Below are 22,924 nucleotides of genomic sequence, written 5' to 3' on the forward strand. Positions count from 1 at the left end.
ACCTAACCCCATATCTATTTGAATTCCAAAGCCAAAGTGGCACACCAGCGTTCGCCACGCGAACCCGTGGGGCTCAATATCACGGAACGACCTTCTCCGTGCGGCCTAATGGTAATGGTCAGGTCCGGCTTTGGCAAAAAGCCTGCACCACGCTGGGGCCATTCGATGAGACAAAGTGAGTCAGCCTCGAAGTAATCACGCATGCCCATGTACTCCAGCTCTTCCGGGTCCACGAGGCGATAGAGGTCGAAGTGGAACGCCTTTACTGCCCCTATCTCGTAGGGCTCGACCAGCGTGAAGGTCGGACTCTTGACGGCACCCTCATGCCCGAACCCCCTGATCAACCCGCGCGACAGCGTGGTCTTGCCCGCACCCAGATCGCCTTCGAGAAAGATGACACCCACCCCTTCGGTGACCCGGGCCAGAGATGCACCGAGGCTCATCATGGCCTCTTCGCCGATCACATCAAGCGTTAAATCTGACACGGTTGCAGCTCCTCCAATAACTGACGAATGGCGGGAATAATATCGCTGGCCGCCATGCCGCGCCCCGCAGCACCGATCTTTTGTCCGGCACTGGCGTGCAACCACACCGCAAGGCACGCGGCATCGAACGGGGTCATGTGCTGGGCCATCAGCGCACCGACCAGGCCGGCCAGCACATCGCCAAGACCCGCCGTCGCCATGGCTGGATGGCCGCGATCACACAATGCCAGGCGCCCGTCGACATCGGCGATCAGGCTGCCAGAGCCTTTGAGCACGCACACGGTATTGAATTTACGCGCCAGCGCATGGGCGGCCGCCGCGCGGTCGGCCTGAACCTCCCCGGTGCTGATCCCCAGCAGGCGTGCCGCCTCCCCCGGATGCGGGGTAATGACGCTCTGCTCGGGTAGCACCACATGCCCGGCCGCCAACTGGTTGAGGGCATCAGCGTCCCAGACCTGCGGTCGATCCGCATCGGCCGCGGCCGACAGCAGACTGCGCCCCCAATTGTCCTGGCCCAGTCCTGGTCCGACGACCAGCACGCTGGCGGCGTCGATCAGGGTCATCAGCTGATTGGCCGAGCCGATACCTGCGCTCATGATTTCCGGCATCCGCGTCAGCGCTGCAGGCACATGCTCCGGGCGAGTGGCCAGAGTGACCATGCCTGCGCCGCTGCGCAACGCGCTTTCGGCACTCAACAGCGCAGCACCGCCAAATCCCTGATCACCGCCAATCACCAGCACACGACCATACATACCTTTATGAGCCGTATGCGGACGAGGGGCCAGGACAGGCAGGCAGTGCGGGTCAAGACGCCGCGCCGTGCTGGTGGCCTGCGCGACAAGGGCTGGATCGGCCTGCAAGTCGTCGAAAATCAATTGCCCGATCAAATCGGGAGCATCACCTGTCAGCAGACCCATCTTCAGACCGATAAACGTCACCGTGAGGTCTGCACGAACCGCAACCCCCAGAGAATGACCGGTGTCGGCACACAAGCCCGACGGAATATCCACTGCCGCCACCGGCAAGCCACTGGCATTGATGGTGCTGATGACCGACAGATAAGGTTCGCGCACTTCGCCGTTGAGCCCCGTCCCCAACAAAGCATCGACGACAACACCCGCCAGCGGCTGGCCAGCCCAGGGCTGAACATCGACGCCCGCCGCGGCTGCGTACGCCAGCGCCGCATCGCCCTTGAGGGCAGCGGGATCGCCGACTGCCAGGACACGCACCTGCCAGCCGGTCTTGTGCGCCAGAGACGCGACCAGATACCCGTCCCCGGCGTTATTGCCATGGCCGGTCAGCACGGTCAGCTCACTTGCTTCAGGCCAGCGTCTGCGGATCGCGCGCCACGTCGCATGCGCGGCGCGCTGCATCAGTTCAAAGCCTGAGGTGCCTGCGGCAATCAGTCGGGCATCGAGGTCGCGGACCTGCGCAGCACTGTACAGCGCGTCGGGTAATTCGGGTTTCGTGTCTAACATGCGTCTCTAGGCTCCGATGTCTGGCAGAATTATACGCACCTTGGCTCTGGTTTCTCTCTGCGCATGTCCGCTATTACTGCTGAACGCCTTACCTGCGACGACCTTGTCACCCTTGCGCAATCGATCAAGGCGTGGGGCCGTGAGCTCGGATTTCAGGAAGTCGGCATCGCAGGGCTCGATCTTGCCGAGCACGAGCAGCATTTGCAGCGCTGGCTCGACGCGGGTTATCACGGCGAAATGGACTATATGGCAGCCCACGGCAGCAAACGTTCCCATCCGGACGAACTGGTGCCCGGAACGCTGCGTGTAGTATCGCTGCGCATGGATTATCTGCCAGGCGATACGCACATGGCCCAGCGCCTGAGCGAACCTGAACAGGCTTACGTGTCTCGCTATGCACTGGGCCGCGACTACCACAAACTGATTCGTAAACGCTTGCAGCAATTGGCTGAGCGCATCCAGAAGGCCATCGGCCCCTTTGGCTTTCGAGCGTTTGTCGACAGCGCCCCCGTACTGGAGAAAGCCATCGCCGAGCAGGCCGGACTGGGCTGGATCGGCAAGAACACGCTGGTGCTCAATCGCAAGGCAGGCAGCTTTTTCTTTCTCGGCGAATTGTTCGTGGATATTCCGTTACCGGTCGATCCGCCACACGCCACAGAACATTGCGGGCGCTGTACCGCGTGTCTCGATATTTGCCCGACTGCAGCATTCGTCGGTCCCTATGTGCTGGATGCACGGCGCTGCATTTCTTACCTGACCATTGAGCTGAAGACAGCCATTCCCGAGGAATTGCGCCCACTGATCGGTAATCGGGTATTCGGCTGCGACGACTGCCAGATTGTCTGCCCCTGGAACCGCTTTGCCCGCCCCACCGACCAGAGCGACTTCCAGCCACGCCACAACCTGGACAACGCCGGACTGGCCGAGCTGTTCCTGTGGGACGAAGCCACATTCCTGAGCAATACAGAGGGCTCACCATTGCGTCGCGCCGGGTATGAGCGGTGGTTGCGCAATCTGGCCGTCGGCCTGGGTAACGCGCCATCTACCATTGCAGTAATAGAAGCGCTGGAGGCGCGGCGTGAGTACCCGTCAGACATGGTCAGGGAGCACGTGGAATGGGCGTTGGGCAGGCATGGCCGTTAGACCTTTCCACCCGCTCTGCGCTCATCGCTACACACGTCTCACTGGATAGATGCAGAACCTGTGGGAGGCGGCTACTGGCGATTCATTTGCCAGCAGACGCTTCAGTGACTGCACTGACGCTATCGCCGACAAGCCGTTTACCACAGTATCTGTCTCCACCAACCGTTTTAAACACCCATGGGCTTATCAGATCAAGGCTCATCCTTGTAGACGAACTTGGGCATTTCCCAGTGGAAACGGATCGCCAGCAGGCGCAGCAGCAGACCGCCGAACAGGGTGATCAGCACGCCCTGCTCGGCGGGCAGTTCCAGATAGCCACACAACAGGAAGCACCACGCGGCCAGAAATGACACGCTGGCGTAGAGCTCGCGGCGAAAGATCAGCGGGATGTCGTTGCAGAAGATATCCCGCAGGATGCCGCCGAAGACGCCGGTAATGACACCGCACACTGACGCAATCAGCATGCCGTGTCCGGCTTCCAGCGCGGTCATGCAGCCAATCAGGGTGAAGGCCACCAGCCCCAGCGCGTCGAGCACCAGAAACAGAGAACGCAGGTGGCGCATCAGCGGGGCAATGAAGATCGTCACCAGTGCTGCAACGCTGGTCAGCACCAGGTATTCAGGATGCTTGACCCAAGTCAGCGGGTAGTGACCGATCAGCACATCGCGCACCGAACCGCCACCCAAGGCTGTGACACAGGCGATCAGCACCACGCCAAACCAGTCCATGCCCCGCCGTCCGGCCGACAGCGCGCCGGTCATGGCTTCAGCGGTGATGGCAATCAGATAAAGCATCAGCAACATGGTGGCGACTCTGCGGCAAGGGCGCGCAGTTTAACCAGCGCGGTAGTGCGCCGAAAGGCTTGCGCACTGAAAGAGTGCAGTGAATCGGTATTCACTGCACCGGCACCGCGTGTTACTTGATGAAATGCTCGCGATAGAAACGCAATTCGGCAATCGACTCGCGGATGTCGTCCAGCGCCAGGTGGGTGCTGCCCTTCTGGAACTTGAGGTTCGGCGACCAGCGCGCAGCCAGTTCCTTGAGCGTCGAGACATCCAAGTTGCGGTAATGGAAGTAGTGTTCCAGGTTCGGCATGTGGCGGTACAGGAAGCGGCGATCCTGACAGATGCTGTTGCCGCAGATCGGCGAGCTGCGTTCGGGCACCCACTGCATGATGAAGGCGAGAGTCTGCGCTTCGGCGTCGGCCATGGTGACCGAGCTTTCACGTACCCGCTGCGTCAGACCTGAGCCGCCGTGCTGACGGGTGTTCCACTCATCCATGCGCGCCAGCGTTTCGTCGCTTTGATGGATGGCGAGCACCGGGCCTTCGGCCAGCGTGTTCAGCTCGCTGTCGGTGATGATCGTGGCCATTTCGATGATGACATCGGTGTCAGGGTCCAGACCGGTCATTTCCAGGTCGATCCAGATAAGATTCTGCTTGTTCTGCATGTGACGACTCCTCAGCGTAGGCGCGCAGTTTAGCTCACCCTGCCGTGCTAGACTGGCGCCCGATTCAACGTACTGCCTAATTCATCGGTTTCATCACATCGGAACACCCATGGCCAAACGCCAACTCAATCGTCGTCAAAACTGGCGCATCGAAAAGATTCAGGGCGAACGTGCTGCCCGCGCCGCCAAACGCGAGTCTGTCGCGCTCGAAACGCTGGAAGGCGGCGACCTGGGCCCCGAACAGACGGGCCTGGTCATCGCACACTTCGGCGTTCAGGTCGAAGTCGAGGCCCAGGAAGGCGAACAGATCGGCCAGGTGTTCCGCTGTCATTTGCGCGCCAACCTGCCTGCACTGGTCACCGGCGATCGCGTCGTCTGGCGTGCCGGCAACCAGGGCATTGGCGTGATCGTCGCGCAATTGCCGCGCTCCACCGAACTGTGCCGCCCGGATTCACGCGGCCAGCTCAAGCCGGTAGCGGCCAACGTCGATTTGATTGTCATCGTCTTCGCGCCAATGCCCGAGCCGCACGCCAACCTGATCGACCGCTATCTGGTCGCCGCCGAGCACGCCGGGATTCACCCGCTGCTGCTGCTCAACAAGGCCGACCTGATCGACGAGCAGAATGCGCCTGCGCTCAACGCGCTGCTGGCAGTCTATCGTTCGCTGGGTTATCCGGTGCTGGAAGTGTCCGCGCATCACGGCGACGGCATGCAGAAGCTGCAAAGCCAGCTCGACGGCCACATCAGTGTGTTCGTGGGTCAGTCGGGTGTCGGCAAGTCTTCGCTGGTCAACAGCCTGCTACCGGAAGTCGAAACGAGAGTCGGTCCGCTGTCCGAGCTGTCCGGTCAGGGCACGCACACCACGACCACCGCGCGACTGTTCCACTTCCCGCGTGGCGGCGACCTCATCGACTCGCCGGGCATTCGCGAATTCGGTCTGGGGCACGTCAGCCGCGCCGACGTGGAAGCCGGCTTCATCGAGTTCAACGACCTGATCGGCACGTGCCGCTTCCGTGACTGCAAGCATGACCGCGAACCGGGCTGTGCCTTGCTCAAGGCACTGGAAGACGGTCGAGTCCATCAGCAGCGCATGAACAGCTACCGCTCGATCATTGCCAGCCTGCCGGAAGAAAGCTACTGATCAGCACCTGAACCGCACACAAAAACGCCGCGATCATCGCGGCGTTTTTGCAAGTGCTGTGGCTCAGTTCTGCGCTGGCTCGACCTTTAACGTGCCCTGCTCGAAGATGTTCAGCTTTTGCCGGATCTCGTGGGGCTGTGCGTAGGCCTGCGGATCGACCGGCGCTGGCGCCGCTGAAGCGCCAGGCGCACCTGGAGCCTTGGGTGCCGGAGGCGTCTGCGGTGCGCCACCCGAATTCTGCGAGCCCTCGATACGCGCCTGAGCCTTTTTGGTCAGTACGACGATGTCGATACGACGGTTCACCGGGTTGGTCGGGTTCTCCTGATCGTACAGTGCCGAAGACGCATGACCCACCACGCGCGCCACCTGCGGATCCGGGTAACCGCCTGCAATCAGCGCACGACGGGCCGCGTTGGCGCGGTTGGCCGACAGCTCCCAGTTGCCGAAACCGCCGTTGCCAATGAACGGTGTGGCGTCGGTGTGGCCGCTGATGCTGATCTTGTTCGGCACGCTTTTGATGGTGTCTGCCATCGCCAGCAGAATGTCTTCGAAGTAAGGCTTCAGACGCGCACTGCCAGAGTCGAACATCGGGCGGTTGTCGGCGTCCATGATCTGGATGCGCAAGCCGTCCTGGGTAATCTCGAACAGAATCTGGTCCTTGAATTTCTGCAACTGCGGATTCTCTTCGACCTTGTTCTGCAGCTCCTGCAGCAACAGTTCGAGGCGTTCCTGCTCGACGGCCTCAGCCTTGGACTCGGCCGAATCGGATTCAATAGGCACGGTGTCTGGAGACGGCGTGGTTTTCACCTCAGGGTTGAGGGTCTGGTCAGGCGACATCTCGGGCGAGCCACCCAGATCGATCACATACGGCGAACCGCTGTCAGTGAAGCCGACCGGGTCCTTGAAGTAACCGGCCACCGCGATCAACTGTTCAGGCGTGGCGGACGACATCAGCCACAGCACCAGGAAGAACGCCATCATTGCCGTCGCGAAGTCGGCAAAGGCGATTTTCCAGGCACCGCCGTGGTGCCCGCCACCAAAGCGCTTGACGCGCTTGATGATTATCGGCTGATTATTTTCCATGGCTTAGCGACCGCGAACCGCTTGTTCCAGCTCACTGAAGCTGGGGCGATGCAGCGGGTAAAGCACCTTGCGGCCAAACTCGACGGCCAGCGAAGGCGGCATGCCTGAAGCCGAGGCCACCAAAGACGCCTTGATGCTCTCGTAAACATTCATTTCTTCCTTGGCATCGTGAGCCAGGGACGTCGCCAGCGGACCAAAGAAACCGTACGCCGCGAGAATACCGAAGAACGTACCCACCAGTGCCGCACCTACGTGCATACCGATGGCAGCCTTGTCGCCCGACCCCAGGGACGCCATGGTCACCACAATACCCAGTACCGCCGCGACGATACCGAAACCAGGCATGCCGTCGGCAATACCGGTGATGGCGTGGGACGGATGTTCGAGCTCTTCCTTCATGCTCAGCAACTCCATGTCGAACAGGCCTTCCAGCTCGTGGGGAGCCATGTTGCCCGACGACATGATGCGCAGGTAGTCACAGATGTACGCGGTCATGCGCTCGTCTTTGAGCACACCCGGGTATTTGGCGAAGATCGGGCTTGAGGCCGGTTCTTCGATATCGCCCTCAATAGCCATCATGCCTTCGCGACGGCTTTTGTTGAGAATCTCGTAAACCAGGCCCAGCACTTCAAGGTAATAGGCATGCGTGAAGCGTGTGCCGAACATTTTCAGCGACTTCTTGAACACGTGCATGGTCATGTGGCCGGGGTTGGCCTGCAAGAATGCACCCAGCGCCGCGCCGCCGATGATCAACACCTCGTAGGGCTGAAACAGGGCCATGATCTTGCCGTGAGACAGGACGTATCCGCCGAGAACGCTCGCGAAAACGACGATGATGCCGATAATTTTAGCCATAGGAGAAAATACTTTACTGAGTCGGGTTCAGGGACAGTCCGGAAGTTCTTGAAACTCTTCTTCTCCTTATCGGCCTAACTGGGCCAGACTATAGTCAGTTCTTGCTAAAAACCAGTTCGGCCCGGAATTGCGGGATCGAAAATGGCTGTTGCGCCCCTGAACGCTGGCAGCCTCCCAGCTCGAAAATCAGCTGTACAGGCCATCGAATGTCGACAACGCATGCTTCACATTTGCCGGTTCCAAAGACCCTCGACGCCTGGGTCAGGCTGCTGGATGGCGTCGACCTGCCAGTGCCCGCCGCCAATCATGAGCGGGTCCGGGCAGCGCTGAACGACAGTCGCCGCTCGCTGCGTGAAATCGCGGAAATGATGCAGGAAAGTCCTGCGCTGGTACTCAGCGTGATGCGCGAGGCCAATCATCACACCCATGGCATAACCGAGCAGGCCGAGAGCCTGGAGATTGCGATCAACCGGCTGGGGCTGGCACGGACCGAAATCCTGCTGGGCCGCCTGCCCGCCAAACCGGCGCAAGATATTCCGGTGGCCTTCAGACAGTTGATTCTGATCAGCCAGCACGCCACGCAACAGGCCAACGGCCTGTTCGCCAGCCGTCTGGCGCGCTTGTGGCAGGACATTCATCTGGGCAGCCTGCTGTTTCTTGCGCCGCTGTGGCCCATCGCCCTGGCTTACCCCAAGCTGCTGGAACAGCTGGAGCTGCGGGTCATCCACAAAGGCCATTCCAGTATTGCCGTTGAAAAGGAACTGTTCGGCGTCAACCTGCTGGAACTGGGTCTGGCGCTGGCCGAACACTGGCGGCTGCCGGTCTGGGTCACGCGCGGCTACAAATTGCTGCTCAACGAACGACGTGATCTGGTCAAGGTGTTGCGTATCGCCCGCGAGGATCACGACCCGCTGCATCAGCAACAAATGATGGACGCCGACCCGAACCTGCGCCGCTGGCTGAATCAGCCGGCCAATACCGTGCTGCTGGGCAATGGTCTGGCACTGGCGGCGCAGCACGCCTGGAACAGCCCGCACTGTCTGCGCTGGGAGCGGCTGACCAGCCTCTACCTGCAACAGTCGTTGAGCGATGTGCAGCAGCAGGCCCACCAGAATGCGGCGAGCAGCGCACGTCATCACAGTGAAAAAGACTTGTGGCACCCGGCAGAATCGCTGATCTGGCCCTGGGATGCGCGCCGCGTAAGACGAGACAACGAACCGGCACCGCCGCCCTCGGCCGATGCCCTGCAGCAGTGGCGCAAGCAATGCGCCGAACTGCTGCAGGACCCGACGCCCTTCATCAATGCAATGCACCTGACCACGTCGGCGCGCGATGCACTGGTCGCCTGCGGCATGCAGCGGGTCATGCTGCTGATGATGGACAAGACCGGCACCGTGCTGCGCGTGCATCAATCTGCGGGGCTTGCGCCCGAGGCGGGCGCTTTACAGCTGTTCATAAAGGAAAGCACTGTCCTGCAACGGCTGCTGGCCCAGCCCACCCAGTTGCGCATGACGCCCGCCAACATCGCGCAGTTCTCGGCCCTGCTGCCTGCGCCGCTCAAAACGCTGTTCAGTGGTCAGCACTGGCTGATTCGCTCGCTGAGCAGCAATGGCAAAGTCATGATGCTGGTGGTTGCGGATCAGGGGGGTGGCGCGCTGTCAGAAATTTCCGTTCAAGCATTCGGAAAAACCGCGCAATGTATTGAACGGGCGCTGGGCATCTTTAGTCATCGCAAAGCGTGAGGGCTGGCGTACAATTCGCCTCCTTACCTATATCGGAGGCTGCACATGTCCGTATTCGCCAGCTTGCCGCTGGTCATCGAAACCGATGACCTGCTGGAGCGCCTGGACGCCCCGGAACTGATTCTGGTCGACCTCACCAGCAGCGCCCGCTACGACGCCGGGCATATTCCTGGCGCTCGCTTTGTCGACCCGAAACGCACTCAACTCGGCCAGCCACCGGCACCCGGTCTGCTGCCCGCGCACACCGACCTCGAAAAGCTGTTCGGCGAACTGGGCCACAACCCGGACGCGGTCTACGTGGTGTATGACGATGAAGGCGGCGGCTGGGCCGGTCGCTTTATCTGGCTGCTGGACGTGATTGGTCACCACCGCTATCACTACCTGGATGGCGGCCTGCTGGCCTGGGAAGCGCAGTCGCTGCCGCTGACCCGCGACGTCCCGCCAATGGCAGAGGCTCCGGTTGCGCTGAAGCTGCACGACGAACCCACCGCCACCCGCGAATACCTGCAAAGCCGACTGGGCAGTGCCGACCTCGCGGTCTGGGATGCACGCGGCCCCACCGAGTACTCGGGGGAAAAAGTACTGGCTGCCAAGGGTGGGCATGTGCCCGGCGCTGCCAACTTCGAATGGACCGCAGGCATGGACAAGGCGCGCAACCTGCGCATCCGCAAGGACCTGCCGCAGATTCTGCAAGACCTGGGTATCACGCCAGACAAGGAAGTGATCACGCACTGCCAGACTCACCACCGCTCAGGGTTCACGTATCTGGTGGCCAAGGCGCTGGGGTATCCACGGGTCAAGGCGTATGCCGGATCGTGGGGCGAGTGGGGCAATCACCCGGACACCCCTGTCGAAAAATGACTACGGCCCGGCTCGCCCGCGTGAGCCGCGCCAGCTTCTTTACCAAGATTCAGGAATATCAATGAAAGATCGCTTGTTCATCCTCAGCCAGTACCTGTTGCCGCACCACCTGCTGTCCCGTCTGGCTGGCCTGATTGCCGAGTGCCGCGTGGCCTGGTTCAAGAATGCCTTCACGGCCTGGTTCGTCCGTCGTTATCAGGTCGACATGTCTCAGGCACTGGTCGAAGACGTGACGGCCTACGAGCACTTCAACGCCTTCTTCACCCGTGCGCTCAAGCCCGATGCGCGCCCACTGGACACCACGCCTGGCGCAGTGCTCTCGCCCGCCGACGGTGCCATCAGCCAGCTGGGTTCGATCGATCACGGCCGCATCTTCCAGGCCAAGGGCCACAGCTTCAGCGTACTGGAGCTGCTGGGCGGCGACCCGAAACTGTCAGCACCGTTCATGGGCGGTGAGTTCGCCACTGTTTATCTGTCGCCCAAGGATTACCATCGCGTTCACATGCCTCTGGCCGGCACCCTGCGTGAAATGGTCTACGTCCCTGGCCGCATCTTTTCGGTCAACCAGACCACGGCCGAAAACGTGCCGGAACTGTTTGCCCGCAACGAGCGCGTCGTCTGCCTGTTCGACACCGAACGCGGCCCGATGGCCGTTGTACTGGTCGGCGCAATGATCGTTGCTTCGGTCGAAACAGTCTGGGCCGGACTGGTCACGCCGCCCAAGCGCGAACTGAAAACCTTCAGCTACGACGAAGCGGCCCGCGCGCCGATCCACCTCGAAAAAGGTGCCGAAATGGGCCGTTTCAAACTTGGCTCCACCGCCATCGTGCTGTTCGGACCGAACCAGGTGAAGTGGGCTGAGCAACTAAGTGCTCTTTCCAAGGTCCAGATGGGCCAGGCGATTGCCGTACCGGTAGAAGCCCCGTCTGCTTAATGGCCTCAGGCCATAATAGCTGCGTGACGGCATCGATGCTGGTAAAGTCGGGCCATCGGTGAAGTAGGAAACTTCGCACTTTCATGGGCGTCAATTCACACTCAATCCGCAAGGGTGTGTGAGGTCGCCCATTCAAAGCCACCGTTCGGGCCAGTGAGTATTGGAGTTCGCCTGTCACATGAGTAATTTGAGCCTCCCTCTGTTGTTGCGTGCCCCCACGCCGACACAGTCGAGCCTGTCATTCAGTGAAGCCACACCCCGCGACCTCAAACGCTGGATCTCCCGCCTGCCCAAGGCAAACCTCGGCGAAATGGCCCGGCAGCTTTATCAAGGGCTGTCCGAGCTCAACCAGTTGATCACTGCCAGTGACAACCGCCTGCAAATGCTTGAACTGCTGCGACCGGAAGTTTATTTCGTCTGCAAACACCTTGAACGCCACTTTCTCAATCAGGCCATCGTGCTCGACGAGCGGCCGCGCAAGGTCGCCAACCTCTGCCAGGCCCTGCAGAATCATCTGGCTACCGGCTACAAGCAGGTTATCCAGCAAGTCGCCCCGACCTACAGCAAGGATCAGAGCGTGCTGCTCGCCACGGCCTTGCAGCGCGCGCTGCACGGCCTCAACGGACCGTTGATCCGCGCCAATCAATTGTACTGCCCTGTGCAGGACGGGCTCTGGCTGGAGTTGCATCAGCTCTATCAGATCGCCCGCCAGTTCCAGCTCCACCAGGTGCAGGTTGATGAGCCGGTTGCTCACCACACCAGTACCCTGAGCCCTGAACAGACCTACGTGATCGCCCTGATGATGGGCTGCTCACGCTGCAATCAGATGCGTCAGTTGAACATCGGCAAACTCGCGGATGCGCTGGAAGCCTGGAGTGCGCTGGTCACGCTGCAGGTGCCAGCCGATGAAAGCAGCCTGTTTGCCCTGGATCTCACGTCGGACAAACCGCCGCTTTACAGGACCCTGTTCAGCGACGAGCAATTGCCCAAGCTGATGGGGATCAGACCCTTGGCGCTGGCTGATTCGATCAATCATTACCTGGCACTGCCGGACGGCCAGCGCACACCGTCAAAGCTGCTCATTCCGACCGGCATCAACACCGACCTGCTGCAACACCTGGCAGCGGCCTGGGGCGACGTGGCAGAGCGCACGTTCCAGCGCACGGCGGGCCAGGGCACATTGAAGCTATGCATAGGCATGAGCGCCCTCCACTACTACGTGGCGGGCCAGAAACCGTTCAGTGAATTGCTGCAATTGAACAAAGCCAGCATCGTGGCGGACTTTTCCCTCAAGGTGGTCAACGACAACGAGGAAGATCCCTGGGCTGGCGCCTTCGATACCCATCGCGGCAACACTTCGTCAGTCCTGCTGCCGTATGAAGAAATTGCATATGAGAAAAGCGACAACGACGCAGACGCCTCGTCCAACGCCCAGAATACGTTCCCCACGTTTGATGTGAATATCGTCAACCATAGCCCTGGCGGTTACTGCCTGGCGTGGCAAAAGGAGGTGCCTGCGCAACTGCAGGCCGGAGAGCTATTGGGGATTCAGGACGATTCGGGTCAGGGCTGGAGCATCGCAATCGTGCGCTGGGTCCGGCAGGTTCGCGGCGGCGGCACCCAGATGGGCATCGAGCTGATCGCACCGTTCGCCCAACCCAGCGGCATGCAACTGGTCCGGGAACAGCAGAGCAGCCAGTACCTGCGCACGCTGATGCTGCCCGAGGTCCGCGCCATGGGCAAACCCGCAACAGTGCTCGCCCCACGCCTGCCCTTTCAGGACGGCAGCAAGGTCATGATCAATCTCAATGGCGAAGAGCGACGCGCCACACTGAGCAATCGCCAGATCAGCAGCACCAGCTACAACCAGTTCGAGTACCAGGTCTACGACGCACCCAAGGTCGCCGAAAGCGAAAAGCCCGGGCCGAGGCCAGGGCAGGAATTCGATTCGTTGTGGGGCACGCTGTAACCGCCGCACACATTCACATGAGTGCAGCAGCTACGGGAGGATTCAGCCCCTGGCTTCGCGGTCGCGGAAACCCAGCAGATACAGAACACCATCCAGACCCAGCGTCGAGATTGCCTGTTTGGCCGACTGCTTGACCAGTGGCTTGGCGCGGAACGCCACGCCCAGCCCGGCAATTGCCAGCATCGGCAGGTCATTGGCCCCATCCCCGACGGCAATGGTCTGCTCAAGGCTCAACCCTTCCTTGTGCGCCAGCTCACGCAGCAGGTCGGCCTTGCGTTGCGCATCGACGATAGGCTCGACGGCGACGCCTGTGACCTTGCCATCCACCACTTCCAGTTCGTTGGCGAACACATAGTCGATACCCAGCTTCGCCTGTAGCTGCTTCGCAAAGTAGGTAAAACCGCCCGACAGAATCGCGGTCTTGTAACCCAGGCGCTTGAGCTCGGCGAACAGCGTTTCGGCGCCTTCGGTGAGACGCAATGAAGCACCGATCTCATCCAGCACACTGACGTCCAGGCCCTTGAGCAAGGCCAGACGTTCCTTGAAGCTGGCACGGAAATCCAGCTCGCCACGCATCGCCCGCTCGGTGATTTCGGACACCTGCTCGCCGATGCCGGCCGCCTTGGCCAGCTCGTCGATGACTTCAGCTTCGATCAAGGTCGAATCCATGTCGAACACGGCCAGCCTGCGATTGCGCCGGAACAGCGAATCCTGCTGAAACGCAATGTCGACGTTCAGGTCCTGTGCCACGCTGAGAAATTCGGCCTGCATGGCTTTCAGGTCGGCGGGCTCGCCGCGCACGGAAAACTCGATGCAGCCCTTGCCCTTGTCAGCAGGCGTATCGAGGGGCATGCGCCCGGAAAGGCGGTCGATCTGATCGATATTCAGACCGTACTTGGCCGTAATGGCGCTGACGCACTGCAACTGCTCGGCCGTCACCTTGCGGGTCAGCAGCGTCACGATATGACGTGCCTTGCCCTGGCCTTCGACCCAGTGCTGATAATCCTCTTCGGACACCGCCGTGAAGCGCACCTGTTGATCCAGCTTGTAGGCGGTGAACAGGATGTCCTTGAGCACAGAAGAGCCTTGCCCGGTTCCCGGAATTTCAACCAGGATGCCGAACGACAGGGTGTCATGGATCACGGCCTGACCAATATCGAGAATGTTCACGCCACCCTGGGCGAGGACGCCGGTGATGGCCGCAGTGAGACCGGGACGGTCTACACCGGTGATGTTAATCAGGACGATTTCGCGCAAGGCGCACCCCCGCAGTGGAAAAAAACCGCATTCTAACCACTTTCAGTGACCACCGGGCACCGGCAGCGCTTTGCCGCTACAAGGTCGGTCGTTATACTGCGCGGCAACTTCACCGAAAGAGCCGTGCTCTGTGAACCGGCCCACGCCCGTTAAAACCGATAATTTCTTCCTGCTCATCTTTCGTGCCCTGCGTCATCGCCGTGTACCGATCGCTTTGCGCATTGCCAGCCATAACGTGATCCTGGTCGCGTTGGCGTTGGTGATCTACGCCGGTGTCATGGGCCTGCAGTTCAAGCAGGCCATGCATGAACAGGCTGACGCACTGGGGCAGGCCCTGACGACCCAGACCGCCACCTCGGCCACCGAGCTGTTGGTGTCCAACGACATCCTCAGTCTGAACGTGCTGCTGGGCAATCTGGTCAAGAACCCGCTGGTGGCGCACGCCGCTATCTACAGCGTGGATAACCGCATTCTTGCCGAAGCGGGTCAGCGCCCGAAAAACGGGCTGCTGGGCGAAGCTCAGGGCTTGTATGAAATCAAGATCACGTTCCAGGACGTGATGGCGGGCCATCTGCGCATCAGCCTCGACATGTCGCAGTTTCAGCAGCCGATGACCATCAGCCTGCAGAGCATGGGCATATTGGCGGGTATCCTGTTGGCACTGGCGCTGGCCCTGAGCCTGCGCCTGGGTCGCCATATTTCCACGCCGTTGATGCAGATGCGTATCTGGCTGCGCGACATCGACCCGTACACGCCTGCAACCGATCGCCAGGATGAAATCGGCGATCTGGCGCGTCAACTGCGCACCTCCTTCGCCCCGCCCGTCCCGGAACCCGAGCCGGTGCCGGAGCCTGAGTACGAAGAAGACGAAGGCGACGACCCCTACCTTGAGCCGGACGAAAAACCGGGCCCGTCCTTCTCTGCACGAGACACCGCGCCTGTGGCCAAGCCTCGGCTGCCTGCACCGCCGGTGCAGCGTCGTATCGTGGCCGAGGAAGATGAAGACGACGACGGTGATGATCCCTTCGCCGAGCTGCGCGATACGTCCGAGCATACGGGCTCAGCGCCGGTGGCTCGTCCTGTCGTGGCACCGGTGGTCTCCAGCGAGCCGCAGCACAGCGCTGTTCTGGCTGTGCAACTGGGTGCGCAGGATCAGTTGCGTCGCCTGCCCCGGGCCCGACTCACCGAATTGCTGCAGCGCTACCGTGACTGCCTTGATCAGGCGGCCTCTCTCTACGAGAGTGAACTGCATACCCTGAACGACGGCAGCACCCTGATGCTGTTCCACAGCCAGGAAAGCGGCGACGACTACCTCACCAACGCGATTTGCTGCGGCGAGCTGTTGCGCGCACTGAGCCACGCCCTGCAGATCGAAGTGGCAGACAGCGGCATCACCTTGCAGCTGCAACTGGGCCTGACGCTGGGCGAGGACCTCGGGGGCCTGAGTCAAATCGATTTGCTGCTGACCGAAACCGCTCAGGATGCACTGGCGCTGTCGCAACACAGCCGCAACCTGCTGCTGGTGGAGCGCAAGATCAACGACGACGCGCTCATCCGCCAACGCGCGCGCATACGCCCGATCGCCAGCCCCGAAGGCGCGTGCTGCGTCGAACGCCTGATGGAACCCTACCCGTCCATGCTGGAACGCCAACTGGCGCGCATGCACGAGACGAACAAGGCCTGACGCCAGACCGCGGAAGGCAGCTTGCCAGCGATGGCGTCAGTCCAGCAGATTCTATTGGCAGACCAGACATCGCATCGCCGGCAAGCCGCCTTCCACAGGGTTGTGAACAGCCACCGTTCATAACTCGCGTCTTGCGCTTTTCGGGATGTGGGCATGCGCCGTGACGCACTGGGTCACGTCGAACGCTGACCGGCCTCGGAATAACACCCAACAAAAAGCCCGCATCGCTGCGGGCTTTTTGTTATCTGAGCGTTAGAAGCGAAACACTTCCAGATCAGTGCGGATCGGCGAAGCCATCGGGATACGAGGCTTGTCGGCCTCTTTGGCGCGCGCCACCGGCGCTTTTTTCGGCTCATCAACCGGCTGCCACGAGATCGGCTTGATGGCGGTACTGACCTGATCAGCCAGGCGTTGCAGCAGCATGCCCTGCGCCTTGACCTGATCGGCCGAACTGCCGGCATGGACCTGCTCAAGGTGTACCAATCGGCTGTCGCGCACGTGCCCTTTGCGGTCCAGCAGACGCCATTGCGCGTCCAGAACAGCGGGTTGCCTGGCACCGGAATCAAGACGGGTAATTGACAGCACCACCTGAACATCCGGTGAAAAGTTGGCGACTGCCGGTGCCAGCACGACGCGCTGACTATCCAGCTTCCAGGCCAACTGACGCAGCAGCAACTGATCGATGTCAGATGACAGATTGCCCGCCCAGCGCCCATCGGACGAAGCGGTCAGTGTGCCATCAGGCTGTCGTTGCAAGAGGGTTTCACGTTGCAGATAGTCGGCCACCGAGACAGGGCCCAGCAATACAGCTAGGCCACTCGCTTGTTTCGGTTGACCTGGCTCGCCGCTGTCGAGTTGATAAAGCGCGGTCGGCTGGTTCACGCTACAACCGGCCAGACCCAGAACGCCGGTCATCAACAGGACAAGGGGAAGGCGTAGAAAATTCATCATCCCATCCAGGTGGCGGCCCCACGGGAAAGCCACAGTATTAGTACTTTCAGACGGATACAGGCACTGAGCCTGCATTCGCCCCAAGACCCCATATCATCCGTGAATATTCATCATGACTCCAGCGATTATGCATCGTACTTCGTGGCAAAACGAAGAACACTGGCGCCAGATCAATATTTTCAGCTGTTTTCCACCAACAGGGCATCGACTCTCTGGAAGCCACGCGGGAGCTTGTTGCCGCGACGGCCGCGCTCCCCCTTGTAATGCTCCAGATCCTCGGGCTTGAGGGACAGCGTACGTTTACCCGCCTGAAGCACCAGCGTCGCGCCCTGCGCGATGACGGCCAGATCAGTCACGTACTCTTCGCGACTGGCGACCCGCTCGCCGGGGATGCCGATGATCTTGTTGCCTTTGCCCTTGCCCAGTTGCGGCAGGTCGCTGATCTTGAACACCAGCAGACGCCCTTCCGTCGTGACCGCCGCCAGCCAGTTTTGCTCGCGATCGGAAACCGGGCGCGGCAGGATGACTTTCGCGCCGTTCGGCAGACTGAGCAGCGCCTTGCCCGCCTTGTTCTTGGCCTGCAGGTCCTCGCCCTTCACGACGAACCCGTAACCGGCGTCGGACGCGATCACGTACAGCGATTCATCCTCAGGCAGCAACACACACTCAAAGGTCGCGCCTGGCGGCGGTTGCAGCTTGCCGGTCAACGGTTCGCCCTGCCCGCGCGCGGACGGCAAGGTATGCGCGGCCACCGAATAACTGCGCCCGGTCGAGTCGATAAACACCGCAAACTGGTTGGAGCGCCCGATGGCGGACGTCTTGAAGCCATCGCCCGCTTTATAGGAAAGTCCGGTGGCGTCGATGTCATGCCCCTTGGCGCAGCGCACCCAGCCTTTCTCGGAAAGCACCACGGTGACCGGCTCGGTCGGCATCAACTCGTTTTCGGACAGCGCCTTGGCTTCGGCGCGCGCCACGATCGGCGAGCGACGATCATCGCCATAGGTCTCGGCATCGGCAATCAGTTCGGAACGTACCAGCTTGCGCAACTTGGACTCACTGCCCAGCAACGCCTGCAGCTTGGCCTGCTCTTTGCGCAACGCATCCTGCTCGCTGCGCAGCTTCATCTCTTCCAGACGCGCCAATTGACGCAAACGGGTGTCGAGGATGTAGTCAGCCTGGATCTCCGACAGGTCGAAACGTGCAATCAACTCGGCCTTCGGGTGCTCGGCCGTGCGGATGATGTGAATCACCTCATCCAGGTTCAGGTACGCGGTCAGCAAACCGTCCAACAGGTGCAGGCGATGCTCGACCTTGTCGAGACGGAACTGCAGGCGACGGCGCACCGTGCCGATGCGGAAGGTCAGCCACTCGCTGAGCAGCGTCTTGAGGTTCTTGAGCTGCGGCTTGCCGTCCAGACCGATGATATTGATGTTGACCCGGTAGCTGGATTCCAGCTCGGTGGTCGCAAACAAATGCTGCATCAACTCGTCGAGTTCGACGCGGTTGGAGCGCGGAATGATCACGATGCGGCACGGGTTCTCGTGGTCCGACTCGTCACGCAGGTCGGCTACCATCGGCAGCTTCTTGGCCTGCATCTGCGCAGCGATCTGCTCCAGGACCTTGGCACCGGACACCTGATGCGGCAGCGCAGTGACCACGATGTCCCCGTCTTCGATGCGATACACGGCGCGCATGCGCACCGAACCGCGACCGGTTTCGTAGATTTTCAGCAGATCGGCGCGGGGCGTGATGATTTCCGCTTCGGTCGGGTAATCAGGGCCCAGGATGTGCTCGCACAGCTCTTGAATCGTCGCCTTGGGCTCGTCCAGCAAGCGAACGCAGGCGCTGGCGACTTCACGCAGGTTGTGCGGAGGCACATCCGTGGCCATGCCCACGGCGATGCCGGTGGTGCCATTGAGCAGGATGTTCGGCAAACGCGCAGGCAAAACGGCCGGTTCGTCCAGGGTTCCGTCGAAGTTCGGCACCCAGTCCGCAGTGCCCTGACCCAGTTCGCTGAGCAGCACTTCGGAGTAGCGCGACAGACGCGCCTCGGTGTAACGCATGGCCGCGAACGACTTGGGATCGTCCGGCGCACCCCAGTTGCCCTGACCGTCCACCAGTGTATAGCGGTAGCTGAACGGCTGGGCCATCAGCACCATGGCTTCGTAGCAGGCTGAATCGCCGTGCGGGTGGAACTTGCCGAGCACGTCACCCACGGTGCGCGCCGACTTCTTGTGCTTGGCGTCTGCGCCCAGGCCCAGCTCGCTCATGGCGTAGACAATACGGCGCTGTACAGGCTTCAGGCCGTCGCCGATATGCGGCAAGGCACGGTCCATGATCACGTACATGGAGTAGTTGAGGTAGGCCTGTTCGGTGAAGTCAGCCAGCGAGCGGCGTTCTACGCCATCCAGGCTGAGGTCAAGGGAGTCGCTCATGCGGGCCTCATCATTGTGTTGACTGGCGCAGCAGCAAGTTGCCGCCACGCTGTGTGAATTCGAGTTGTTTCATTGCGCTCATGCCCAGCAGCACTTGATCGCCGTCCAGACCGGGCGCCACCAGGGCGCGCACGTTGGTCAGGACAATGTCGCCCAATTGCAGCCGGTCGAGCGAGGTCCGAAAACCCTGGCTATTGCCGTTGGCCGTACTGACCGTCACCGGCAGGCCGCGTTTCAGGCCCAGGCTGTCGGCCATATCACCGGGAATGGCGACATCGGTCGCCCCGGTGTCAATCATGAACTCTACCGTCCGGCCGTTGATCTGGCCGGTACTGACGAAATGCCCCTGACGATTGCCCACCAGTTGCACCTCGATGTAGCCATCGCCGTGCTGCGATGAGACCACAGCGTTAGGATTCTGCTGCTTGTCTTCCCACTCACCGAAAAAACGCGTGGCCAGAAAGATACCTGCCGCCCAGGCCATGATCATCAGGATCTTGCCGGCACGCCTGCCGGGAACCGCCTGATTCATTTAACGTCATCCCAGTCGATTGCCTGACCGCCGCCCCAGCCGGCCTTGGGCGCAGCGAAGCGCCAGACGATCGGGCGCTTTTCGCCATCAGCGCGAGCGCCAAAGTTGTTATCGATGCCGATCCAGGCGCCCGTCTCGTCCACCACCAGCGCCTCGGTCAACCCATAAGGCTGATCATAACGGCGTGACGGCAGCATGGCTTCCCTGGCAAACGACCAGCAGCGTTCGATCTGCCCGGTTTCCAGCTCCCGGCGACAGATGCGATACACCGAGCGCTCCAGCGTGAACAGCTTGCCGTTATACAGCGAGATATCAGAAAAATCCGTCGAGACCTTTTGACGCTTTTGTTCCGGCGGCAGGGTGTCCTGGCCCCCTTCGGCCAGCAGCACGCAGCTCTGCCCGCAGGTCCACTGATCCTTGTCACGCTGTACCACCAGCAGTCCGCGCTTCTCGCGCTCGGCCGCCAGCCAGATCCGGTCGCCCGCGGCGCTTACCGCAATGCCTTCGAAGATCGCATTGAAGTGCTGCAGCATGCCGTTGGCCCGCGCCTGCGCCACCAGTTCATGGGGCAAGGCCAGCCACGCCGGAACACCGTCCACCGGCACTTTGAGCACAGTGCCGTAAGCCTCGCTCACCAGATAGCGATTGCCCTGCGCATCACAGCTGACGCCCTCGAAATCCATGCTGCCGCCACGCACCATCGATGACAGATTGGCCAGCGAACGCAGGTTCAGCGGCAAATCACTCTCGGGGGCTGGCACCTCAATCACATGGGGCTCGGCCTTCCAGGTGCGATCAGACACATCCAGGCTGTACAGCAGGTTGTCGTCACGGTCGGAAACCGTCCACAGCCGGCCGTTGCACATGGCCAGACCCGACAGATTGCCTCCGACCATGCCCTCCACGGGATGCTCGGATTGCAACTTCAGGGCCTCCAGCGGTTGCATCGCAAAAGCCGGGGCCACCACCAGAGAGAGGGCTGCGAGCCAGGCTCGTGTCAAATCATGACCTCGGCCAGGTTGCCTTTTGACTCGAGCCAGCTTTTACGATCACCGGCGCGCTTCTTGGCCAACAGCATGTCCATCATTTCCGAGGTCGCCGCGTAGTCGTCCAGCGTGAGCTGCACCAGACGCCGGGTGTTGGGGTCCATGGTGGTTTCACGCAATTGCGGCGGGTTCATCTCGCCCAGACCCTTGAATCGGGTGACCTGCGGCTTGCCGCGTTTCTTCTCGGCCACCAGACGATCAAGAATCCCGTCGCGCTCGCTTTCGTCCAGCGCGTAGTAGATTTCCTTGCCCAGGTCGATGCGGTACAGCGGCGGCATGGCGACGTACACATGGCCTGCGTCAACCAATGGACGGAAGTGCTGGACGAACAATGCGCACAGCAGGGTTGCAATGTGCAGACCGTCCGAGTCGGCGTCGGCCAGGATGCAGATCTTGCCGTAGCGCAACTGGCTGATATCGGCAGCACCTGGATCGACACCAATGGCGACCGCGATGTTGTGCACTTCCTGGCTGGCAAGCACTTCGCCGCCGTCCACTTCCCAAGTGTTCAGGATCTTGCCGCGCAGGGGAAGAATCGCCTGAAACTCTTTGTCCCGCGCCTGCTTGGCCGAACCGCCTGCCGAATCCCCCTCGACCAGAAACAGCTCGGAACGCGCCGGGTCCTGCCCGGCACAATCGGCCAGCTTGCCGGGCAGTGCCGGGCCTTGGGTGATGCGCTTGCGTTCGACCTTCTTGCTGGCCTTCAGGCGGCGACCGGCGTTGTTGATCGCCAGATCGGCCAGTTGCAGGCCCAGCTCGGAGTGGGTATTGAGCCACAGGCTGAACGCATCCTTGACCACGCCGGACACGAACGCCGACGCTTCACGCGATGACAGCCGCTCTTTGGTCTGGCCGGAGAACTGCGGTTCCTGCATCTTCATCGACAGCACGAACGCGATGCGCTCCCAGACGTCTTCCGGGGCGAGCTTCACGCCACGCGGCAGCAGGTTGCGGAACTCACAGAACTCGCGCATCGCATCCAGCAGCCCCTGACGCAGACCGTTGACATGGGTGCCGCCCTGCGCCGTCGGGATCAGGTTGACGTAGCTTTCCTGCACACTGTCGCCACCTTCCGGCAGCCAGAGCAGCGCCCAGTCGACCGCTTCCTTGTTACCGGCAAAGCTGCCACAGAAAGGCTCGTCCGGCAGGCGCAGGAACTCGGTGACCGAATCCTGCAGGTAGGAGCGCAGGCCGTCTTCGTAATGCCACTCGACCTTCTCGCCGCTGGATTTGTCCTCGAAGCTGACCAGCAGGCCCGGGCACAACACAGCCTTGGCCTTGAGCACATGCTTGAGGCGACTGACGGAGAACTTGGGTGTATCGAAATATTTGGGATCCGGCGCGAAATACACGCTGGTGCCGGTGTTGCGCTTGCCGACCGTACCGATGACGGCCAGCTCGGTGGCCTTGAAACCGTCGGCGAAGGTCATTTCGTATTCGTTGCCATCGCGCTTGACCCGCACCCGAACCTGGGTGGACAGCGCGTTGACCACCGAAATCCCCACGCCGTGCAGGCCGCCGGAAAACTGGTAGTTCTTGTTGGAGAACTTGCCGCCTGCGTGGAGCTTGGTGAGGATCAGCTCGACGCCCGATACGCCTTCTTCCGGGTGAATGTCCACCGGCATGCCGCGACCATCGTCGGACACTTCAAGGGAATTGTCGGCGTGCAGAATGACCTGTACCGAGCGGGCGTGACCGGCCAGGGCTTCGTCGACACTGTTATCGATGACTTCCTGCGCCAGGTGATTGGGCCGCGAGGTGTCGGTGTACATGCCAGGACGTTTGCGAACCGGATCGAGGCCCGAGAGGACTTCGATGGCGTCTGCGTTATAAGAGCTAGCGCTGGGATTGGCCATGGGTTCTCGTTATCAATCGTTCA

19 protein-coding genes are annotated in these 22,924 nt (G+C 61.2%); 7 read left to right on the forward strand and 12 right to left on the reverse strand.

Translation table 11 applies throughout. The annotated features are described in order from the left end of the window. Nucleotides 1–14 precede the first annotated feature (14 nt). Together tsaE and BUB69_RS14725 are read right to left on the reverse strand one after the other, a co-directional pair. Complete coding sequence (tsaE, locus tag BUB69_RS14720) at nucleotides 15–485, reverse strand: tRNA (adenosine(37)-N6)-threonylcarbamoyltransferase complex ATPase subunit type 1 TsaE (RefSeq protein ID WP_175561741.1); 471 nt, start codon at nucleotides 483–485, stop codon at nucleotides 15–17. Beyond that, entirely contained in the window at nucleotides 473–1,963 is a 1,491-nt protein-coding gene (locus tag BUB69_RS14725; RefSeq protein ID WP_073167976.1) for a bifunctional ADP-dependent NAD(P)H-hydrate dehydratase/NAD(P)H-hydrate epimerase, read from the reverse strand. The genes tsaE and BUB69_RS14725 overlap by 13 nt, the downstream gene beginning before the upstream one ends. Nucleotides 1,964–2,026: 63 nt before the next feature. Between BUB69_RS14725 and queG the strand changes: the two genes are divergently transcribed. Beyond that, on the forward strand, nucleotides 2,027–3,106 hold the full coding sequence (queG, locus tag BUB69_RS14730; protein WP_073167978.1) for a tRNA epoxyqueuosine(34) reductase QueG: 1,080 nt from the start codon (nucleotides 2,027–2,029) through the stop codon (nucleotides 3,104–3,106). Nucleotides 3,107–3,297: 191 nt separating this feature from the next. Here the strand turns inward: queG and BUB69_RS14735 are convergent, their stop codons facing one another. Together BUB69_RS14735 and orn are read right to left on the reverse strand one after the other, a co-directional pair. Next, nucleotides 3,298–3,909: a trimeric intracellular cation channel family protein gene (locus tag BUB69_RS14735; protein ID WP_024695743.1), complete on the reverse strand. Its 612-nt coding sequence runs from the start codon at nucleotides 3,907–3,909 to the stop codon at nucleotides 3,298–3,300. A 112-nt stretch (nucleotides 3,910–4,021) separates the two neighbouring features. Further along, on the reverse strand, nucleotides 4,022–4,555 hold the full coding sequence (gene orn / locus BUB69_RS14740; RefSeq protein WP_073167980.1) for an oligoribonuclease: 534 nt from the start codon (nucleotides 4,553–4,555) through the stop codon (nucleotides 4,022–4,024). A 109-nt stretch (nucleotides 4,556–4,664) separates the two neighbouring features. Between orn and rsgA the strand changes: the two genes are divergently transcribed. After that, on the forward strand, nucleotides 4,665–5,696 hold the full coding sequence (gene rsgA / locus BUB69_RS14745) for a small ribosomal subunit biogenesis GTPase RsgA (RefSeq protein ID WP_073167982.1): 1,032 nt from the start codon (nucleotides 4,665–4,667) through the stop codon (nucleotides 5,694–5,696). A gap of 63 nt (nucleotides 5,697–5,759) precedes the next feature. Here rsgA and motB read toward each other — a convergent pair whose 3' ends face one another. Continuing rightward, entirely contained in the window at nucleotides 5,760–6,779 is a 1,020-nt protein-coding gene (gene motB / locus BUB69_RS14750) for a flagellar motor protein MotB (protein ID WP_073167984.1), read from the reverse strand. A gap of 3 nt (nucleotides 6,780–6,782) precedes the next feature. Further along, nucleotides 6,783–7,634: a flagellar motor stator protein MotA gene (motA, locus tag BUB69_RS14755; protein WP_073167986.1), complete on the reverse strand. Its 852-nt coding sequence runs from the start codon at nucleotides 7,632–7,634 to the stop codon at nucleotides 6,783–6,785. Between the two features lie 206 nt (nucleotides 7,635–7,840). Between motA and BUB69_RS14760 the strand changes: the two genes are divergently transcribed. The 4 genes from BUB69_RS14760 (at nucleotide 7,841) to BUB69_RS14775 (ending at nucleotide 13,140) form a co-directional block, all read left to right on the forward strand. Next, nucleotides 7,841–9,376: an HDOD domain-containing protein gene (locus BUB69_RS14760; RefSeq protein WP_073167988.1), complete on the forward strand. Its 1,536-nt coding sequence runs from the start codon at nucleotides 7,841–7,843 to the stop codon at nucleotides 9,374–9,376. 45 nt (nucleotides 9,377–9,421) lie between these two features. Continuing rightward, a complete protein-coding gene (gene rhdA, locus BUB69_RS14765; protein WP_073167990.1) occupies nucleotides 9,422–10,237 on the forward strand; it encodes a thiosulfate sulfurtransferase in 816 nt (271 codons plus the stop codon). A gap of 55 nt (nucleotides 10,238–10,292) precedes the next feature. After that, nucleotides 10,293–11,171, forward strand: coding sequence for an archaetidylserine decarboxylase (asd, locus tag BUB69_RS14770; protein WP_163032129.1), 879 nt, complete (start codon nucleotides 10,293–10,295; stop codon nucleotides 11,169–11,171). Nucleotides 11,172–11,349: 178 nt separating this feature from the next. Continuing rightward, a complete protein-coding gene (locus BUB69_RS14775) occupies nucleotides 11,350–13,140 on the forward strand; it encodes a molecular chaperone (RefSeq protein WP_073167994.1) in 1,791 nt (596 codons plus the stop codon). A gap of 42 nt (nucleotides 13,141–13,182) precedes the next feature. Here BUB69_RS14775 and serB read toward each other — a convergent pair whose 3' ends face one another. After that, the gene (serB, locus tag BUB69_RS14780) at nucleotides 13,183–14,397 is read right to left on the reverse strand and encodes a phosphoserine phosphatase SerB (protein ID WP_073167996.1); all 1,215 of its coding nucleotides are present in this window, start codon (nucleotides 14,395–14,397) and stop codon (nucleotides 13,183–13,185) included. Nucleotides 14,398–14,527: 130 nt separating this feature from the next. On the opposite strand from serB, the gene BUB69_RS14785 reads away from it, so the two are divergent. Then, a complete protein-coding gene (locus BUB69_RS14785; protein ID WP_073167998.1) occupies nucleotides 14,528–16,081 on the forward strand; it encodes a HAMP domain-containing protein in 1,554 nt (517 codons plus the stop codon). 252 nt (nucleotides 16,082–16,333) lie between these two features. Here BUB69_RS14785 and BUB69_RS14790 read toward each other — a convergent pair whose 3' ends face one another. The 5 genes from BUB69_RS14790 to parE form a co-directional block, all read right to left on the reverse strand. Beyond that, the gene (locus BUB69_RS14790) at nucleotides 16,334–17,029 is read right to left on the reverse strand and encodes a PqiC family protein (RefSeq protein WP_163032116.1); all 696 of its coding nucleotides are present in this window, start codon (nucleotides 17,027–17,029) and stop codon (nucleotides 16,334–16,336) included. Between the two features lie 182 nt (nucleotides 17,030–17,211). Next, complete coding sequence (gene parC, locus BUB69_RS14795; protein ID WP_073168002.1) at nucleotides 17,212–19,467, reverse strand: DNA topoisomerase IV subunit A; 2,256 nt, start codon at nucleotides 19,465–19,467, stop codon at nucleotides 17,212–17,214. Between the two features lie 10 nt (nucleotides 19,468–19,477). Next, nucleotides 19,478–19,999 (reverse strand): retropepsin-like aspartic protease family protein, encoded by a 522-nt coding sequence (locus tag BUB69_RS14800; RefSeq protein WP_024687541.1) that lies wholly within the window; start codon nucleotides 19,997–19,999, stop codon nucleotides 19,478–19,480. Beyond that, on the reverse strand, nucleotides 19,996–21,000 hold the full coding sequence (locus BUB69_RS14805; RefSeq protein WP_073168004.1) for an esterase-like activity of phytase family protein: 1,005 nt from the start codon (nucleotides 20,998–21,000) through the stop codon (nucleotides 19,996–19,998). The genes BUB69_RS14800 and BUB69_RS14805 overlap by 4 nt, the downstream gene beginning before the upstream one ends. Further along, nucleotides 20,997–22,901: a DNA topoisomerase IV subunit B gene (gene parE, locus BUB69_RS14810; protein ID WP_073168006.1), complete on the reverse strand. Its 1,905-nt coding sequence runs from the start codon at nucleotides 22,899–22,901 to the stop codon at nucleotides 20,997–20,999. The genes BUB69_RS14805 and parE overlap by 4 nt, the downstream gene beginning before the upstream one ends. Between the last annotated feature and the right edge of the window lie 23 nt (nucleotides 22,902–22,924).

This window comes from Pseudomonas asturiensis (assembly GCF_900143095.1).
Taxonomy (GTDB): Bacteria; Pseudomonadota; Gammaproteobacteria; order Pseudomonadales; family Pseudomonadaceae; genus Aquipseudomonas; species Aquipseudomonas asturiensis.

What these genes read in the sequence shown, in the direction of transcription:
- BUB69_RS14725 (WP_073167976.1), bottom strand. Translation starts at nt 1,963, where the DNA reads ATGTTAGACACGAAACCCGAATTACCCGACGCGCTGTACAGTGCTGCG.
- queG (WP_073167978.1), top strand. Translation starts at nt 2,027, where the DNA reads ATGTCCGCTATTACTGCTGAACGCCTTACCTGCGACGACCTTGTCACC.
- BUB69_RS14735 (WP_024695743.1), bottom strand. Translation starts at nt 3,909, where the DNA reads ATGTTGCTGATGCTTTATCTGATTGCCATCACCGCTGAAGCCATGACC.
- orn (WP_073167980.1), bottom strand. Translation starts at nt 4,555, where the DNA reads ATGCAGAACAAGCAGAATCTTATCTGGATCGACCTGGAAATGACCGGT.
- rsgA (WP_073167982.1), top strand. Translation starts at nt 4,665, where the DNA reads ATGGCCAAACGCCAACTCAATCGTCGTCAAAACTGGCGCATCGAAAAG.
- motB (WP_073167984.1), bottom strand. Translation starts at nt 6,779, where the DNA reads ATGGAAAATAATCAGCCGATAATCATCAAGCGCGTCAAGCGCTTTGGT.
- motA (WP_073167986.1), bottom strand. Translation starts at nt 7,634, where the DNA reads ATGGCTAAAATTATCGGCATCATCGTCGTTTTCGCGAGCGTTCTCGGC.
- BUB69_RS14760 (WP_073167988.1), top strand. Translation starts at nt 7,841, where the DNA reads ATGTCGACAACGCATGCTTCACATTTGCCGGTTCCAAAGACCCTCGAC.
- rhdA (WP_073167990.1), top strand. Translation starts at nt 9,422, where the DNA reads ATGTCCGTATTCGCCAGCTTGCCGCTGGTCATCGAAACCGATGACCTG.
- BUB69_RS14775 (WP_073167994.1), top strand. Translation starts at nt 11,350, where the DNA reads ATGAGTAATTTGAGCCTCCCTCTGTTGTTGCGTGCCCCCACGCCGACA.
- BUB69_RS14790 (WP_163032116.1), bottom strand. Translation starts at nt 17,029, where the DNA reads ATGAATTTTCTACGCCTTCCCCTTGTCCTGTTGATGACCGGCGTTCTG.
- parC (WP_073168002.1), bottom strand. Translation starts at nt 19,467, where the DNA reads ATGAGCGACTCCCTTGACCTCAGCCTGGATGGCGTAGAACGCCGCTCG.
- BUB69_RS14800 (WP_024687541.1), bottom strand. Translation starts at nt 19,999, where the DNA reads ATGAATCAGGCGGTTCCCGGCAGGCGTGCCGGCAAGATCCTGATGATC.
- parE (WP_073168006.1), bottom strand. Translation starts at nt 22,901, where the DNA reads ATGGCCAATCCCAGCGCTAGCTCTTATAACGCAGACGCCATCGAAGTC.